Here is a 16,506-nt window from a genome sequence, read left to right on the forward strand (position 1 = left end):
TGGACACCCGCCTGGGCGCGGCGGGTTTCAGGACCCACCCCGGTCTCGGCTACGCCCGGGCCGTGGGGGACCGTCGACCCATGGGAGGCCACAAACCGCCGTCGCCGCGATCGCGGCGACGGCGAGATACCAGTTCTCATACGCGGGGAGGGGCGGCGGCGCGGCGACGTCCTGCGGGGTGCCGAGAACGAGGATCGTGGTCACCGCCGTCGGTGCGAGCGCTCCGCCGGGCTGGCGCCCGACCGTGTTCAGCATCGTGGCCTGAGCCAGATCCGCCGGTCGATGGTGGCCGGCGAGGCGACCGTGGTCGGTATGAAGAGGCAGCCGATCGCGGCACCGAAGAGGAACACGCAGCAGCGGAAAGGCCACAGGCTGGTGTCCGCGTCGCCGAACGCCAACGCGGTGGAGGCCGGGAAGAGGAGACCGCCCGCCCCTGCGCGGCAGTGGACGCATTGCGTTGCGCCGACTGCCGCGCCAGGTGGAGCGGAGAGAAGCCACAGCCGTTGATCTGGATAGCGCGGACTTCACCCAGCCCCTGTTCGTGGCGGGCCTCGACGAGTCCTTCAGGACCTGCCCGACAGGCCAGGAACGTGACCCTCGTACTACGCCGCCGGCTGCCGCACGGCGGCCGCGTCCGCGACCGTCTCCGTCGCCTCCCGAGGCAGCGTCAGGAGCGCCGTCAACACCGCGCTCGCCGCGTACAGCAGGGCGAAGATCCACATGACGCCTTCCACGCCGAGCGGCCCGAGGAAGAGCCCGACGACGGCCGGCCCCAGGAACGTGCTGACGCCGGCGCCGAGGTTGAGGGCCGACATGGCCTGCCCCTTGTGCCGGGGCGCCATCGACGGCATGAGTGCCGACAGCGGGACATAACCGGCGAGCGTCGCGCCGAACAGGCTCACCAGCAGCAGCGCCAGCGGGAAGTTGTGGCCGGCGGCCACGGTCCCGTAGTACAGCAGCAGGGTCGTCACCGCGCAGCCCACGCCGCCGCACCAGGCGACGGTGCGCCGCCAGCCGATGCGGTCGCCGACGACGCCGAAGAGCAGGTTGAAGAAGATGTTCGTGGCGAACATCGCCGACAGCAGCCGCAGCCACTGCGCGAGCGAGAAGCCCAGCGTGTCGGTGAAGAACACCGGCAGGAAGACCAGGAAGCCGAACTGCGCCGCCGTGTTGATCGCCCGCACCACGGCCCCGGCGCCGATCCGCGGGTTGCGCCAGACGATGGCAAGGGAGCCGAGCAGGGTCGCCACGGGACGCTCACCGGCCGGGGCGAGCCGGGAGCGGCCCACGGGTTCGCGCACCAGCAGCAGGGCGATGAGCCCGCCGGCGATCACCAGCGCCAGCGAGAGCCACAGGGTGCGGTAGGCGCCCACCCACGGCACCGCGAAGCTGGCGAACAGCGAGCCCAGCGTGGGGAGTCCGCCGGTGAACGCGAACCAGAACCAGCCCACGGCCGAGCCCAGCCGGCGCGGCGGCGTCACGGCCGCCACCCAGATCAGGAAGCCGTAGGCGAAGAGCGGATAGCCGAAGCCGCGCAGTCCGTATGCGGTGAGCAGCAGTCCCACGTTGTGGGCGGGGATCGCGACCACGAGGAAGAAGACCTGCAGCGCCGACCAGATGCAGAGGCCGAGCAGCATGACGCGGCGCGGACCCCACAGGTCGGACAGCGCGCCGGAGAACCATGCGGCGATGCTCGCCGTCACCCCGTACACGGTGAACAGCAGGGCCACCTGGCTGCGGGGGAATCCCTGGTCGAGGAGATACGGCGACAGATATCCGGATTCGACGCCGTCACCGATCATGAATATGAGGACGCCGAGAAATCCCCAGGCAAGAACCCTGGGAATTCCGATGCGATCGAGGTTCAGCACGTCTCATCACCTTTTTCGGGGTTTTCGGCGGAGCGGAATGCCGCGAGTGGTGACGATGAAAAGAGCCGTGCCGGAGTCCGTCAATCCGCCGGTGGGAACACCTCGCGGGACGCCGGGGCCGTCGCGTGAAGTCGCCCGCCGGACGGGGGGCGGGCGGACGTGTTCGCGCAGGTCAGGGGGGCGAGTGGGGGTCCTGACCGCGCTGTGGGCCGGGTGAAGTCCGCGTGATGTTCACGTGACGGTCGGCCGGGTCAGCCGGCCACCACCCGCACCGCCACGCCCTGCTCGCGCAGCCGGCGCACCTCCGTCGCCGGGGCCGCGTCGTCCACGAGGATCAGGTCGAAGTCGGTGAGCGGGGCCAGCGCGTACAGCCCCTGGTTGGCGAACTTGGTGTGGTCGATGAGCAGCACCCGGCGGGCTGCGGCCGCCATCATCGCCCGCTTGACCTGCACGGTTTCCGGCGACATGTGGTAGCAGCGGCCGGCGGTGACGGCCGTGGTGGACATGAACAGCACGTCCGCGCGGAACGCCTCCACGCCGGCCGCCGTGTGCGGGCCCATGAAGGCGTCGTACGCCGGGAAGTACGTGCCGCCGAGGGCGACCAGCGCGACTCCGGGTTCGCGGGCGAGGGCGGAGATGGCGGGCAGCGAGTTGGTGATGACGGTGATCGGGGTGTGCGCGGGCAGGTGCTGGGTGAGGGCGAGACAGGTGGTGGAGTCGTCGACCATGACGACCTGGCCCGGCGCCAGCTCCTCCGCGGCCGCGCCCGCCAGGCGCCGCTTGACCTGGGCCATCGCCCGCATGCGTTCGCCGACGCTGCCGTGGAACTGGGTGGACGGCAGACAGCTCGCGCCGCTGCGCACCTTGCGCAGCCAGCCCTGCGCCTGCAGGGCGTCCAGGTCGCGGTGGATGGTCATGACACTGACGTCGAACTCCGCGGCCAGGTCGGCGGTCCGTACGAACCCCTTGCTGGTGACGAGCTCGCGCACCCGGCGCCGCCGGTCGGCCTGGGCGTCCACCCGGTCCATGACGTCGGCCTCCATGCGAACTCGTTGTGCGAAACTCACACGAACATAACACGGCGGCCGGTCGCCCCACAGGCCCCGCGGCCGGTGGCGCACGGTTCTTCGACGGCACGTCGGCGGCACGTCGCCGGTACTTCACATCAATCCACGTCTCCGTCGCGGGATATGCGCGGCGAGTAATTGACGGTGCTCCTCCCGCGGGTTTCCCTGAGGGTGTCGCCGGAGCAACGAAGGGACAGGGAGTGCAGCCATGTCGGTACTGACCGTCGACGTCGGCACGTCCGTCATCAAATCCGTGGTGTTCGACGACCGGGGTCGGGAATTGGCGGTCTCCCGCATCGGCACCGAGGTGCTGCGGCCGTATCCCGGATGGGCCGAACAGGACATGGAGGCCGTGTGGAACGCGGTCGTGTTCACCGTGCGCAGCGCGCTCGCCCAGCTGGGGGAGGCGCACGATCCCGTATGGCTGGTCGCCTTCACCGCGCAGGGTGACGGCTGCTGGCTGGTCGACGGCGAGGGCCGCCCGACCGGGCCCGCGATCCTGTGGTCCGACGGGCGGGCCGGCGATCTGCTGGCGCGCTGGCAGCAGGACGGCGTGCTGGAGGCGGCGTTCCGCCGCAACGGCTCGCTGACCTGCGGCGGCATGCCGAACGCGGTGCTCGCCTGGCTCGCGGAACACGACCCGGGGCGGCTGGAGCGCTCGCGTACCGCGCTCACCGCGGCGGGCTGGCTGTTCCTGAAGCTCACCGGCGTCACCGCGATCGACCCCTCGGACGCCTCCGCGCCGTTCCTCGACCACGCCACCGGCGACTACGACCCGACGGTGATCGACCTGTTCGGCATGGACTGGGCGCGGCCGCTGCTGCCCCGGGTCCTCGGCGAGAAGGAACGGATCGCCGAGATCACGCACCACGCGGCGGGCGAACTGGGGCTGCCGGCCGGTCTTCCGGTCGTGATGGCGCCGTACGACATCGCGGCCACCGCGCGCGGCGCGGGCGTAGTAACGGCCGGGCAGGCGTGCGCGATCCTCGGCACCACGCTGTGCACGGAGATCGTGCGCGACTCGGTGGACACCTCGGGTGAGCCGTGCGGCATCACCATCGCCTACGACGGTCCCGAGCGGGTGCTGCGCGCCTTCCCGACGCTGTCCGGCACGGAGGTGCTGGACTGGGCGTGCCGGACGCTGGGCATGGAGGGTCCGGCCGCGCTCGGCGATCTGGCGTTCTCGGCCGAGCCGGGCGCGCGGGGGCTGGCGTTCCTGCCGTATCTGTCACCGGCCGGGGAGCGGGCGCCGTTCCTCGATCCCCGGGCGCGCGGGGCGTTCTGGGGGCTGTCGCTCACGCACACCCCGGCCGACCTGGCCCGGGCGGTGTTCGAGGGGCTGTCGCTGGTGGTCCGTGACTGCCTGCACGCCTCCGGCACACGGGTGCGCGAGCTGCGGCTGTGCGGGGGCGGCGCGGCCAGCGACCGCTGGTGCCGGCTGATCGCCGACGCCACCGGGGTGCCGACCGCCCGCAGTACCGACACCGAGCTGGGCGCCAAGGGTGCCTTCCTGACAGGTCTGGTGCTCACCGGCGCCGTACGCGACATGCGCGAGGCCGTCGACGGGTGTGTGCGGATGGGGTCGTCATGGGAGCCGGACCCCGGGCGCGCCGCCCTGTACGACGAGCTGTACGCGGCGCATCTGACCTGGCGGGACGCGGCCCGCAGGCTCGGCTGGACGCCCGCCGCCACGCCCCGCGCCCCGGAGGCCGCCCATGTCTGACGCCCTCTCCCCCGACGCCGTCCACCTCGGTCTCGACCTGGGTACCCAGAGCGCCCGCGCGGTCGCCGTCGACGGCACCGGACGCGTCGTCGGCGCCGCCTCCCGCCCGCTCACCGGCCGCCGCGACGGGCCCCGCCACGAGCAGGACCCCGCGCAGTGGTGGTCCGCGCTGAGCACCGCCTGCCGCGAGGCCCTCGCCGGCGTGGAGGCGGGCCGGGTGCGGGGCGTGGCCGTGGACGCCACCTCCGGCACGATCCTCCTCGCCGCCCCCGACGGCACCCCGCTGACCGCCGGTCTGATGTACGACGACGGGCGCGCCGCCGACTGTGCCGACCGTGTCAACGCGGTGGGCGCGCCGGTGTGGGAACGGCTCGGCTACCGCACCATGCAGCCGTCCTGGGCGCTGCCGAAGCTGCTGTGGCTGCTGGAGCGGGACCGCCCGCCCGCCGGGGCCCGGCTGCTGCACCAGGCCGACCTGGTGACCTGGCGGCTGGCCGGCCGCCAGGTGCCGAGCGACGCCAGCCACGCCCTGAAGACGGGCTACGACCTGCTCGCCGAGCGCTGGCCCGAGGAGGAGCTGTCCGCGCTGGGCGTCCCGGCGGGGCTGCTGCCCGAGGTCGTACGCCCCGGCACGGTCGTCGGCGAGGTCTGCGCCGAGGCGGCCGCCGCCACGGGCATACCGGTCGGCACGCCGATCGTCGCGGGGATGACCGACGGCTGCGCCGCGCAGATCGGCGCGGGCGCGCTGGAGCCCGGGGCCTGGAACTCGGTGCTCGGGACGACGCTCGTCCTCAAGGGCGTCAGCCCGCACCCGGTGCGCGACCCGGCCGGGGTGGTGTACTGCCATCGCGGGCCCGAGGGCACCTGGCTGCCCGGCGGCGCCTCCAGCAGCGGCGCCGGCGTGCTCACCCGCCGCTTCCCCGGCGCCGACCTGCCCGCGCTGACCGCGGAGGCCGCGGAGCCCGCGGCGACGGCGTCGACGGGTTCGACGGGTTCGACGGGTTCGACGGGTTCGACGGCCGTGACCTATCCGCTCGCCGGTGACAGCGGCGAACGTTTCCCGTTCCGCGCCCCGCAGGCCACCGCGTTCACGCTGGGCCAACCGGCGGGCAGGGCCGAGGAGTTCCACTCCTGCCTGCTCGGCGTGGCCTGCCTGGAGCGGCTGTGCTTCGACTACCTCGACCATCTCGGCGCCCCCGTCACCGGCCCACTGCACCTGACCGGCGGCGGCGCCCGCAACCGGTACTGGTCCCAGCTGCGCGCCGACGTCCTCGGCCGCCGGGTGCTGCTGCCGGAACAGGCCGAGAGCGCCGTCGGCATGGCCGTCCTCGCGGCCACCGCGTCCGGGGCCACCCTGCGCGACGCGGCGGCGGCGATGGTGCGCGTGCGCGAGGAACTCGACCCCGACCCGGACCGTACGCGGCGGCTGCTGCCCGCCTACCTCGGCTTCGTCGACGAACTGGCCCGCCGGGGATGGCTGGAGGAGCAGGTGGCCGCCCACGCCCACGGAAAGGCCCGGACATGACCGACTTCGTCCTCGTACGGCACGGGGAGACCGCGTGGCACGCGGACAACCGCTACGCCGGCCGCACCGACGTACCGCTGACCGAGCGCGGCCACAAACAGGCGGCGGCGCTGGGCGGTTGGGCGACCGGGCAGCGTCTGGACGCCGTGCTGTGCTCACCGCTGTCGCGGGCCCGGCTCACCGCCGAGCCCTCGGCCGACGCCCTCGGCCTGCCGCTGCGCGTGGACGAGCGACTGTACGAGGTGGACTTCGGCCGCGGCGACGGGCTGACCCGCGCCGAGATGGCCGAGCTCTTCCCCGACGAACTGGCCGCGTTCCTCACCGACCCGGTCGCCCACCACCTGCCCGGCGGGGAGGACCCGGCGGCGGCCGCCCGGCGCGGCGTCGCCTGCCTGACGGAAGTGGCCGGCGAACTGCCCGACGGGCGCGTCCTGGTCGTCGCCCACTCCACCCTCGTACGCCTGATGCTGTGCGCGCTGCTCGGCATCCCGCTCGACCGCTACCGGAGCGTGTTCCCCGCGTTGGAGAACGGCGCGCTGACCGAACTGCGGCTGCGCGAGGGGCAGGCCGCGCTGCTGCGGCTCAACGCCCCCGTCCTGCCCACCGACCACCCCTGACCGACCGGAGTACCCGCGTGACCACCACCGTCCTCGCCGCCGGCGACCACTTCGTCCTGCCCGAGCTGCTCGCGCGCGAACTGCGCGCCGCCGTGCCCGACCCCGCCGCCCTCGACGTGCGTGAGCTGAAACTGCCGTGGCCGCACACGCCGTTCGGGAAGGTCGCCGAGGTCGACGAGGCGTCCGGGACCGAGGAGCAGATGATCGAGGCGCTGCGCGGCGCACGGATCTGCGTGACGCAGATGGCGCCGCTCACCGAGCGGATCCTTCAGGCGTGCCCGGACCTGGAGCTGTTCTGCGTCAGCCGCGGCGGCCCGGTCAACGCCAACCTGGAGGCGGCCACCCGGCACGGGGTCAGGGTCTGCTACGCGCCGGGCCGCAACGCCGTCGCCACCGCCGAGCACACCCTGGCCCTGATCCTCGCGGCCGCCCGCCGGGTCGCCGACGTGCACACCGACCTCAAGCGGGCTCTCTGGCGCGGCGACTACTACGACTACGCGAACTGCGGCATCGAGATCGACGGCGCCACGGTGGGCCTGGTCGGCTTCGGCGCCATCGGCTCACGGGTGGCGCGGGTGCTGGCGGCGATGGGCGCGACGGTGCTGGTGCACGACCCGTACGTGGACCCGCGGTCGGTGAAGGGCATCGCGGAGCTGGTGCCGCTGAACGAACTCCTGCGCCGCTCCCGCATCGTGTCCCTGCACGCGCGCGTGACGGACGAGACGCGCGGCATGATCGGCCACGAGCAGATCGCCGCGATGCCGCCCGGCTCGGTGCTGGTGAACTGCGCGCGGGGCGCGCTGGTGGACTACGACGCGGTGTGCGACGCGCTGGACTCCGGGCAGCTGGCCGGCGCGGGCTTCGACGTGTACCCGGCCGAGCCTGTACCGGCGGGCGCCCGGCTGCTGTCCGCGCCGGGCGTGGTCCTCACACCGCACATCGCGGGCGCCAGCCGCGAGGTCGCGCACAAGGCGGCCCGGATCGTCGCGGCGGAGGTGGGCCGCCACCTGCGCGGCGAGCCGCTCGCCCACTGCGCGAACCCCGCGGGCTAGGACCGTTTCGTACGTGGTGAGGCGGTCGTTGCTCTCTTCACGGGGCGGGCACGTGGAGTTGGCTTGTTGCCGCCTCTCGTTCGAGCGGTTGCAGAACCGGCTTGCCCGGCGCGGCGCCGAGGCGGTCCGGGTGGCGCGGGAGTGACCGGCTCACATCGTGGCCGTCGGTCTGCTGCGGCTGTCCGGGACGGAGACGACTGGACGGCGCCGCCGACGGCACCGGGCCCGCTGGGGCCCGCTGGGGCCCGCTGGGGCCCGCTGGGGCCCGCTGGGGCCCGTGTTCGCCGCCGCCCGGCAGCTCTCGCGCCCTGGGCGCTCCGCCCAGCGTGTCCGGGCAGGTAACCACGCGATGTCCGGCAGGAGTTGTGCCTGCTGTTGCGCGACCCGGAGGTCCGGGCCGGCAGCGCGGGAACGGTCTCCCGGGGGTGCCACCAGAGCCGTACGGACAGGAGCGGCAGGCAGCGGTGACCTGCTTCACGGGGTATTGACCGCGGACACTTGGAAGACCTGTTCGCCACCGAGCTGTCGCTCGGGCCGGGGCTGTGGACGTCACGCTCCATACGGCGGTGTCCGTCGACACGGTCGGCCCCGCCCGCCCCGAGGGCGACCGGAAGCAGTTTGGCACAGTGGCGAGAGACCTACGCTTGCTGCTCTCGGCTCTGCGCTGCTTTCCCGCAGGTCCTCACGCACATGCCTGTGCCACCCCCGGCAGCGGAGCCGGTGGGCGGCGCAGGCCGCTGGATGCCCACGCGTCGGCGCACAGACGCCGTCCGCGGGCCGGGCGGACGCGGATCAGCCGATGTGCCAGGTGAGGCTGCCACCATTGTTGGCGGCAACGACCAACATCACGATCATGAGAACGATGTCGAGCACTCCGAGGCCGATGTCCCACTTCGCCATCACGGAACCGGTCTGACGCAGCGCCACGGCGCCGAAGACAACGGCCAGCGGTCCCAGGATGATCGGCAGGAAGAAGATTCCGACGATGCCGCAGACCAGTCCCGCTATCGCCAGTCCGCTCGTCCGGCTCGTCCGGTGCGCGCCTATTCTGCTGTGGGACGACATCGCTATCTCCCAAACTGTCGCGGTCGGCTTTCTCTCTCCTTCGGTTCCCTTCTGGTTGCCCGTCACGGCCGGGGCATGCCTACGATGCCGGGTGCGGGCCGGCAGGGCCGAGTGGACGCCGGTCAACGCCGTCACCGTCTACGCCCGCGTCCTGGGCAAGAAGATCGCGCTCGCCTCCTCCTCCGACCCTGAGGACACCGAGCACACAGAGCACACCGAGAAAGTGGCCAAGCAGTTCATCGACACGGCCAGGCCCCGCGTCGGCTCACCCCTGCGTTCAATGGGCGGTACAGGCCCTGACCGGATGCGCACCGGCCCCGCAGACAGGAGGAGCAGGGTTCCACTGCTGGGTCTGCGGGACCGATGCACGACTCACGTACCCTGCGATGCGTCCGATAAGCCCGATCCCTCCCAGCCACTTCGCAGGCGCCCTTTCACACGAGTGGGGCCCGACCGTGTCCGGCCGGGCCCCACATATCCTGCGCGCGTGACGCGCTCCCGCGCTGGGCGCCTCCACCTACCAGCGGTACCAGCGGCCCTTACGGCCCGCACCATCCGCAGAGCGGACGACGAAGCCAAGCAGCCATACGACGAGCACGATCACCGCGATCCACCACAGCGCCTTCAGGGCGAAGCCCGCACCGAAGAGGATCAGAGCCAGCAGAAGAACCAGAAGCAGGGGAACCATCTTTATCAACCTCCTGGACACCTGGTGCCCTTACTTCAGTCCTACAAGCACACAAAATATGAGTTACTTCCATGGAATGAGGGGCATATGCGCGTCGCGCGCCATGCGTGGTTCCCCTCATTTCGCATGTCACGCACCGCAGTCATACAGCGTGTATCACCTAAGGTGATGCCATGGCCCCGGGCTTGTCGGCGCAGTACCGGCCATGCGCACAGCCAGCACCCGATACCGGCAACCGAGGCAGCTCGTGTGTGACCCGTCCGTGGACGCCGCTCATCGACTGCCGTCGCGCAGGATCCAGCGGTGCACCGTCTATGGCTCACGTTGGTGACATCCACCCACTCGTCGTTGGGTGAACGATCCCACGGCGCGGGCGGAGCGACATGCCGTGCTCGGTCACAACGCCCCCCACGAGCCCACGCCCGGCCGGTTGTACAGAGCAGTGCTGCGGCATGCCGCAGCATGAAGCCTGTCCACCGAGGCGGGCAGCCCCTCGCCCCAGAACCTCACGATCGGCACCTCGGCCTGGGCAGCGATCACGGCGGCGCGCGGGGCGACCTCCTCCAGCGCCGCCCACAGCGCGGCCACGTCCAGGTCCGCGTCGTGCTCCTCGAACAGCTCCAGCTCCTCGAACAGCACCTTCGTCGCCCGCGCGAGCGTGCGCGACGCCTTCTCCGACTGCGGCAGCGTCGACAGCCGTTCCTTCTCCGTCTTCCGCTTCGCCGCGTTCAGCAACCGCGTGGCCATCAGGACCTGGACCAGGTCGAGGGCCTCCTCGATCGCCTTTGCCTCCAGGTGCCGCATCGCCGCCGTGAGCATCGCCGTGCGCTTCGGCCCCGACGCCCGCTCCAGCAGTGGCGTCTTCGACCCCAGCGCGTACCGGTACAGCGCCGCCATCCGGTTCGGCGGGATCTGCGACAACTTCAGCCGACCGAGCGACCGAGCCGGTACGCACCGATCTCGTCCACCCGCTCCAGCGCGCGGGCGAACGCCGTACCCGTCGTCCGCGTCGGCGGCCGGCGCAGCCGCTCCAGCTCCGCGAACCGGGAGCCCTCCGGCGTCTTCAGTGTCGCCACCAGGCCCCCGGGCAGTGCGGCCAGCACCGACACCCCGGCAGCAGCACCCGGTGCCGGCGCAGCCAGCCCACCGCCTGGCTGAACAGCGCCACCGGCCCCTCGGCATGCGTCCACGCCCGGCCGTGCAGGAAGGTACGGAACCGCCGCGACCACTCCGCATCCTCGTACTCGTGGTACTCGTAGGCGTCCCGGATCTCCCACGCGTGCTCGTACGCCGTCTTCGGCCGCTCGGTGTACCGCTTCACCACCGACGGGTCCTCGATACCGAGCTGCACGGCCAGGTGCTCGACCACCGGCCACGGCGCGTCGAGCGGGTCGTCCGGGAGGAACCGACCGATATAGCGCACCGTGCCATCTGGAGCGCGGAGCCAAGTTGGTGGTGCGAGGAGCGTCGCCGGGCGATCAGGTCACGGTCGACGTCGTCCAAGAAAACGTCGTCCAAGAAGAAGAACCGCTCCGGCTCGGGGCGGGTCGGCTCCTCGGCGAACTTCCCGTACGTCTCGGCCTGCTCATCAGTCAGAAACTCCACCGGCACGAACCGACCGTAACGCCCCGAGGAGGGACACGCCGTCATGACACTGACTTAAGTAAAGCCAAAAGAAAAGCCCCGTCGGACTCCTTGACCCGGGCAGGACTGCCGGGCATGGTTCCGGAGAGCGCTCACCCACCGCGTCCCCCGGCACGCAACGGCAATGCCTCCCCTCCGGGCCGGACCCCGCCCCGCCCTGCTCTCAGGCCCGAGGGAATCGCAACCCCGTAGTCCGCGCACATGGACGGCCTCCTCCGCCGGAGCGTGGTCCGACCATCCCCACACCGCCAACCGGTTCAGGCGAGACCGAGCAGTACGGCCCGTCCAGCGTCACGGCCTGTCCCCGGCGAACCGACCCGTCAGGAGCGCCCGTTGTCCAGACCGGCTTCCACCACCCCCCTCCCCCGCCGCGCGGCCATGCTCTTCATCGCCCTCGGCGCACTCCTCGCGTCCTCGTTCACCGTCGCGATCGCCCCGGGCGCGCACGCGGCCGACACCCTCCTTTCCCAGGGCAGGCCCGCCACCGCCTCCTCGCAGGAAGGCGACGGCTACGCGGCCGCCGCCGCCGTGGACGGCAACCTCACGGGAACCCGGTGGGCCAGCCAGTGGAGCGACCAGCAGTGGCTCCAGGTCGACCTGGGCCAGGTCTCGAACCTCAGCCGTGCCGTCCTGACCTGGGAGTCGGCCTACGGCAAGGACTACGAGATCCAGGCGTCCGACAACGGCAACGACTGGCACACCCTGACGAAGGTGACCGGCAGTGACGGCGGCACCGACGACCTCACCGTCTCCGGGACCGGCCGCTACGTCCGGATGCAGGGCCTGGCCCGGTCCGGCGGATACGGGTACTCGCTGTGGGAGTTCCAGGTCTACGGCTCCACCGGCGGCAGCACCCCGCAGCCCGCCCCGGGCGCCGTGAAGGTCGAGGGCGGCCAGGGCAACTGGCGTCTGACCGTGGGCGGCCAGCCGTACACCGTCAAGGGAGTCACCTGGGGACCGGCGGTCTCCGACGCTCCCAGGTATCTGCCGGACGTCAAGGCCATGGGCGCCAACACGATCCGCACCTGGGGCACCGACGGCTCAAGCAAGGCACTGCTGGACGCCGCGGCGTCCAACGGGATCCACGTGATCAACGGCTTCTGGCTCCAGCCCGGCGGCGGGCCGGGCTCCGGGGGCTGCGTCAACTACGTGACCGACACCGCCTACAAAAACAACACGCTCACCGAGTTCGCCAAGTGGGTGGACACCTACAGGAGCCATCCGGCGACGCTGATGTGGAACGTCGGCAACGAGTCTGTCCTCGGTCTGCAGAACTGCTACAGCGGAGCGGAGCTGGAGACGCAGCGCAACGCCTACACCAGCTTCGTCAACGACGTCGCCAAGAAGATCCACAGCATCGACCCCGACCACCCGGTCACCTCCACCGACGCGTGGACCGGCGCCTGGCCGTACTACAAGCGCAACGCACCCGATCTTGACCTGTACGCGATGAACTCCTACAGCAACGTGTGCAAGGTCCGCCAGGACTGGATCGACGGGGGCTACACCAAGCCGTACATCATCACCGAAACCGGACCCGCCGGCGAGTGGGAGGTGCCCGACGACGCCAACGGCGTTCCCGACGAGCCGGCCGACGTACAGAAGGCGGACGGATACACCGAGGCCTGGAACTGCGTCACCGGCCACCAGGGTGTGGCCCTGGGCGCCACATTGTTCCACTACGGCACCGAGCACGACTTCGGCGGCGTCTGGTTCAACCTCGTGCCCGACGGGCTGAAGCGGCTGTCGTACTACGCCGTCAAGAAGGCGTACACCGGCTCGACCTCCGGGGCGAACACGCCCCCGGTCATCAGCAACATGACCGTGTCCCCGGCCTCCTCCGCACCCGCCGGCGGTGAGTTCACCGTGCACGCCGACGTCCGTGACCCGGATGGTGACGCGGTCACGTACAAGGTGTTCCTCAGCGGCAACTACGCCAACGGCGACAAGCGACTCGTCCAGGCGCAGTGGCACTCGACCGGGAACGGGAACTTCACCGTCACCGCGCCCCAGAAACTCGGCGTGTGGAAGGTCTACGTGCAGGCCGAGGACGGGCACGGCAACGCCGGCATCGAGACCGAGTCCGTCAAGGTCGTCGCCCCGCCGGTGAGCGGGACCAACCTTGCCCTGAACCGTCCCGCCACCGCCTCCTCCTTCCAGCAGTCCTACGGCGACTGCCCCTGCACCCCGGCGCTGGCCGTCGACGGCCGCGCCGACACCCGCTGGGCCAGCGACTGGAGCGACCCGCAGTGGCTCCAGGTCGACCTCGGCTCCTCCAAGGCCCTGCGCAAGCTGCAACTCGTCTGGGACCCCGCCTACGCCCAGTCCTACGAGGTGCGGGTGTCCGACGACGCGAACACCTGGCACCCGGTGTACTCCACGACCGCCGGCGACGGTGACGTCGACACCATCGACGTCTCGACCACCGGCCGCTACGTACGCCTCCAGCTGACGGCACGCGGTACGGGCTGGGGCTACTCCCTCCACGAACTGGGGATCTACAGCTGACGGCTGTGCCCCGGACGACGATGACGGAGCCCTCCGCGGCGCCTGTCCATCACCGCACCCGTCCCACCATCCGCGTGGCACGCACCGCGTGTGCGCGAACCCTCTTCCCCCTCAACGCACGGGCAGGAGATTCCCATGAGATCGAGTCCGAAACGACTCCCCGCACTCCTCCTCGGCACCGCCCTCCTCGCCACTGCCCTCGGCGTCGGCACACTCACCTCCGCCGCCGGTGACAGCCGCGAGGTGCCCGCCGCTGCGGTCGCGCACACCGGGCACACGATGGCCGTGTCCACCCAGGCGTCCGGCGACGACCCGGACGGCGACGGCTACATACCGGCCGTGCCGCAGGTCACCGGTGTCACGCCGTCCACGAACACTCCGCCACCGCGCTACTTCCACGAGTTCCAGGCCAACTGCTCCGTCACCCACACCGCTGCGGACGACCCGATCGTCTACCCGGGCCAGCCCGGCAAGTCCCACGACCACACCTTCATGGGCAACACCTCGACCAACGCGGGCAGTACCACGGCCTCCCTCTACGGCGGCGCCACCACCTGCAAGGCACCCGCCGACGCTTCGGGGTACTGGATGCCCTCGCTGTACAAGGGCGACCAGAAGCTCCTGCCCGTCGGCCCCCAGACGATCTACTACAAGGCCGGCGTCACCGACTACACCAGTGTGCGGCCTTTCCCCAGGGGCCTGCGGTTCGTCGTGGGCGATCCGATGCAGAGCGCCGACCAGTTCCGCCACCACCGCGGCTTCGTCGAGGGCTGGGAGTGCGGCGACAGCTACTTCAACACCGACATCCCCACGAGCTGCCCGGACCGGGCCGACGTACAACTGAACATCCGCTTCCAGGCGCCCAGTTGCTGGGACGGCAAGTACCTCGACACACCGGACCACAAGAGCCACATGGCCTATCCGGTCGTCAAGCCCGGAACCAACGACAACATGTGCCCCGCCGACCATCCAGTCGCGCTGCCGATGATCGAGTTCAAGATGGCCTTCCCGGTCAACGGCGACATGTCCCAGGTACACCTGGCAAGTGGGCGCGGTTACTCCTTCCACTACGACTTCTTCAACGCCTGGGAGGAACGGACGCTCAAGGCCATGGTCGACCACTGCATCGTGGGCGGCCTCCAGTGCGACGCCCGCGGCTACGACCAGACACACCCGGCAGCGGGTGCGGCCCTGAACACGGACTACCGGCTGCCCTGACCGCCGATGCCGACCCTCGGCCCGGCCGCGCCCGCGGACCGCGGGTCGGCCGGGCCTTCGGTCAGCTCCGGGCGGAAGGCGGGCATCACCCACGCACCAAGGCGTGGGGATGACTGACGACATGGACGACGACACGATCGACTGGCTGATCGACAAGGTGAGTCCGGTGCGGAAGGTGGGTACGCGAACAACTCGGCGCCGCCGAAGCGCCGGTGAAGCGGCGGGACGGGCCACGGCCGGGCCGGGGGACGCTCGGGGTGGCGACGGACAGCCTGCACCGGCGTGGCCGTCTCCGTCTCGGACCCCTCGGGAGCGGCCGGGCCGGTGACCGCGGCCGTCACTTCCGGATGGCGTGTGGTCTTCTCGTGCCGGACGGACAGGGCACGGGTCAAGGTCGGGCGAAACGTGGGGTTCCTGCGGGCACGGTCGGTACAAGCTCGCCACTGATGCGTGTCCGGCAGTAGTCGTCGCGGATCCTCCGATAGCCAGGGACGCTGACAGTGCCCAGCAACTGTGCCCATTGCGCGGCGTTCGTCTCGATCCTGCGGGTGACGCGGTCGCGGGCGGCCTGGTCGGGGGCGTCGGCGAGTTGCCGCGCGTACTCCCACGCCTGGGCGCGCCAGGTACGGAACAGCTGCTGGGCGGTGAGACCGGCGATGGGGTTCCAGCGGTCGTCGGCGAGGGCGACGAGCGGGTCGTAGCGGCTGGCGACGTCCTGGACGGCGGGGCCGTACGCGCGGTCCAGGACCGTCTGGAAGCGGTCGTAATCCGCCTTGCGGGTGCCTCCTCCCGGGCGCGTGAGACCGAGGGCGGCGAGGACGTACGGCATGTCCCGCTGGATGTGCGCGTTGGCTCCCAGGAGCACGTCCTGCCCGGCATTGACATCGGCTGTGCGCGCCGCCGCGAACGCCGCCTGCCAGGCGGCCGGGACGGGACGTCCCTCGCGGTCGGCGTCGTAGGCGTCGAGGTACAGATTGACGAAGCCGGTGTTGAGGCTTCCGGCGAGCCATGACGGCTCGTCGAAACCGCCGCCGTCGGCGACCGCGGCCTCCAGCGAACGCTCAAGGTGGACGTAGATGGCGGGGAAGGGCGCGCGGTGGTCGCAGCCCAACCGGTCCCGGACCCCCTCCAGGGTGCGGCGTGCGTCCTGCACGCAACGGATGGCCGTACTCTGGCACACCAGGTGCCCGGCCGGGACCGCGGTCGGCGCGGCGGCGGAGGCGGTGCCGCCGCTCAGGGCGATAACGCCCGCCATGGCGACGGCAATGAACGTACGGACTCCGCGCGGCCGACGGACCATGGCTCGCCCCTCCTCGTACTCCCGGCGGTAGAACTGCCGCCTGCTGGAACGAGACCAAAAGACGGGAGGTTACGGCCGACGAGGCGGACCCAAGCACGCTGCCGGCTGCGGCCCTTCGGGCGCGCGGCGCGCGGAGGACTCGAGTCCCCCGACTACGGGCTGGGCGGTTACCGCTCGCGGCGGCGGACGGTGGGCGAGTACCTCGCCGCCGAACAGCCGCTGCTGTGG

At 71.4% G+C, this 16,506-nt stretch carries 11 protein-coding genes and 1 pseudogene; 6 read left to right on the plus strand and 6 right to left on the minus strand.

Features of this window, described 5'->3' with window-relative positions:
* Positions 1 to 602: 602 nt before the first annotated feature.
* Positions 603 to 1,871, minus strand: coding sequence for an MFS transporter (locus ACZ4U1_RS01010; protein ID WP_467897927.1), 1,269 nt, complete (start codon positions 1,869 to 1,871; stop codon positions 603 to 605).
* Between the two features lie 251 nt (positions 1,872 to 2,122).
* Entirely contained in the window at positions 2,123 to 2,899 is a 777-nt protein-coding gene (locus ACZ4U1_RS01015) for a DeoR/GlpR family DNA-binding transcription regulator (protein WP_230922903.1), read from the minus strand.
* A gap of 247 nt (positions 2,900 to 3,146) precedes the next feature.
* Between ACZ4U1_RS01015 and ACZ4U1_RS01020 the strand changes: the two genes are divergently transcribed.
* Genes ACZ4U1_RS01020 through ACZ4U1_RS01035 form a run of 4 tightly spaced genes read left to right on the plus strand, consistent with a single transcriptional unit; the run spans position 3,147 to position 7,855 of the window.
* Positions 3,147 to 4,661: an FGGY family carbohydrate kinase gene (locus ACZ4U1_RS01020; RefSeq protein WP_467897930.1), complete on the plus strand. Its 1,515-nt coding sequence runs from the start codon at positions 3,147 to 3,149 to the stop codon at positions 4,659 to 4,661.
* On the plus strand, positions 4,654 to 6,186 hold the full coding sequence (locus tag ACZ4U1_RS01025; RefSeq protein WP_467897933.1) for an FGGY-family carbohydrate kinase: 1,533 nt from the start codon (positions 4,654 to 4,656) through the stop codon (positions 6,184 to 6,186). Before ACZ4U1_RS01020 ends, ACZ4U1_RS01025 begins: the two co-directional genes overlap by 8 nt.
* Positions 6,183 to 6,803 (plus strand): histidine phosphatase family protein, encoded by a 621-nt coding sequence (locus ACZ4U1_RS01030; protein ID WP_467897935.1) that lies wholly within the window; start codon positions 6,183 to 6,185, stop codon positions 6,801 to 6,803. Before ACZ4U1_RS01025 ends, ACZ4U1_RS01030 begins: the two co-directional genes overlap by 4 nt.
* Positions 6,804 to 6,820: 17 nt before the next feature.
* Positions 6,821 to 7,855: a 2-hydroxyacid dehydrogenase gene (locus ACZ4U1_RS01035; protein ID WP_467897938.1), complete on the plus strand. Its 1,035-nt coding sequence runs from the start codon at positions 6,821 to 6,823 to the stop codon at positions 7,853 to 7,855.
* A gap of 792 nt (positions 7,856 to 8,647) precedes the next feature.
* Here ACZ4U1_RS01035 and ACZ4U1_RS01040 read toward each other — a convergent pair.
* The 3 genes and pseudogenes from ACZ4U1_RS01040 to ACZ4U1_RS01050 all read right to left on the minus strand — a co-directional run.
* On the minus strand, positions 8,648 to 8,920 hold the full coding sequence (locus tag ACZ4U1_RS01040; protein WP_467900023.1) for a DUF4190 domain-containing protein: 273 nt from the start codon (positions 8,918 to 8,920) through the stop codon (positions 8,648 to 8,650).
* Positions 8,921 to 9,437: 517 nt separating this feature from the next.
* Positions 9,438 to 9,608 (minus strand): DUF5670 family protein, encoded by a 171-nt coding sequence (locus ACZ4U1_RS01045; protein ID WP_146464684.1) that lies wholly within the window; start codon positions 9,606 to 9,608, stop codon positions 9,438 to 9,440.
* A 516-nt stretch (positions 9,609 to 10,124) separates the two neighbouring features.
* A pseudogene (locus ACZ4U1_RS01050) lies at positions 10,125 to 11,219 on the minus strand (DUF4158 domain-containing protein); the annotation flags it as partial.
* Between the two features lie 411 nt (positions 11,220 to 11,630).
* Here ACZ4U1_RS01050 and ACZ4U1_RS01055 point away from each other — a divergent pair.
* Complete coding sequence (locus tag ACZ4U1_RS01055; protein WP_467900025.1) at positions 11,631 to 13,760, plus strand: discoidin domain-containing protein; 2,130 nt, start codon at positions 11,631 to 11,633, stop codon at positions 13,758 to 13,760.
* 135 nt (positions 13,761 to 13,895) lie between these two features.
* Positions 13,896 to 14,978, plus strand: coding sequence for a DUF1996 domain-containing protein (locus ACZ4U1_RS01060; RefSeq protein ID WP_467897941.1), 1,083 nt, complete (start codon positions 13,896 to 13,898; stop codon positions 14,976 to 14,978).
* Between the two features lie 388 nt (positions 14,979 to 15,366).
* Here ACZ4U1_RS01060 and ACZ4U1_RS01065 read toward each other — a convergent pair whose 3' ends face one another.
* The gene (locus tag ACZ4U1_RS01065) at positions 15,367 to 16,278 is read right to left on the minus strand and encodes a DUF5995 family protein (RefSeq protein WP_467897944.1); all 912 of its coding nucleotides are present in this window, start codon (positions 16,276 to 16,278) and stop codon (positions 15,367 to 15,369) included.
* Between the last annotated feature and the right edge of the window lie 228 nt (positions 16,279 to 16,506).

Source organism: Streptomyces sp. NPDC028928 (assembly GCF_055564915.1).

What these genes read in the sequence shown, in the direction of transcription:
- ACZ4U1_RS01030 (WP_467897935.1), top strand. Translation starts at nt 6,183, where the DNA reads ATGACCGACTTCGTCCTCGTACGGCACGGGGAGACCGCGTGGCACGCG.
- ACZ4U1_RS01025 (WP_467897933.1), top strand. Translation starts at nt 4,654, where the DNA reads ATGTCTGACGCCCTCTCCCCCGACGCCGTCCACCTCGGTCTCGACCTG.
- ACZ4U1_RS01055 (WP_467900025.1), top strand. Translation starts at nt 11,631, where the DNA reads ATGCTCTTCATCGCCCTCGGCGCACTCCTCGCGTCCTCGTTCACCGTC.
- ACZ4U1_RS01040 (WP_467900023.1), bottom strand. Translation starts at nt 8,920, where the DNA reads ATGTCGTCCCACAGCAGAATAGGCGCGCACCGGACGAGCCGGACGAGC.
- ACZ4U1_RS01020 (WP_467897930.1), top strand. Translation starts at nt 3,147, where the DNA reads ATGTCGGTACTGACCGTCGACGTCGGCACGTCCGTCATCAAATCCGTG.
- ACZ4U1_RS01045 (WP_146464684.1), bottom strand. Translation starts at nt 9,608, where the DNA reads ATGGTTCCCCTGCTTCTGGTTCTTCTGCTGGCTCTGATCCTCTTCGGT.
- ACZ4U1_RS01060 (WP_467897941.1), top strand. Translation starts at nt 13,896, where the DNA reads ATGAGATCGAGTCCGAAACGACTCCCCGCACTCCTCCTCGGCACCGCC.
- ACZ4U1_RS01015 (WP_230922903.1), bottom strand. Translation starts at nt 2,899, where the DNA reads ATGGACCGGGTGGACGCCCAGGCCGACCGGCGGCGCCGGGTGCGCGAG.
- ACZ4U1_RS01065 (WP_467897944.1), bottom strand. Translation starts at nt 16,278, where the DNA reads ATGGTCCGTCGGCCGCGCGGAGTCCGTACGTTCATTGCCGTCGCCATG.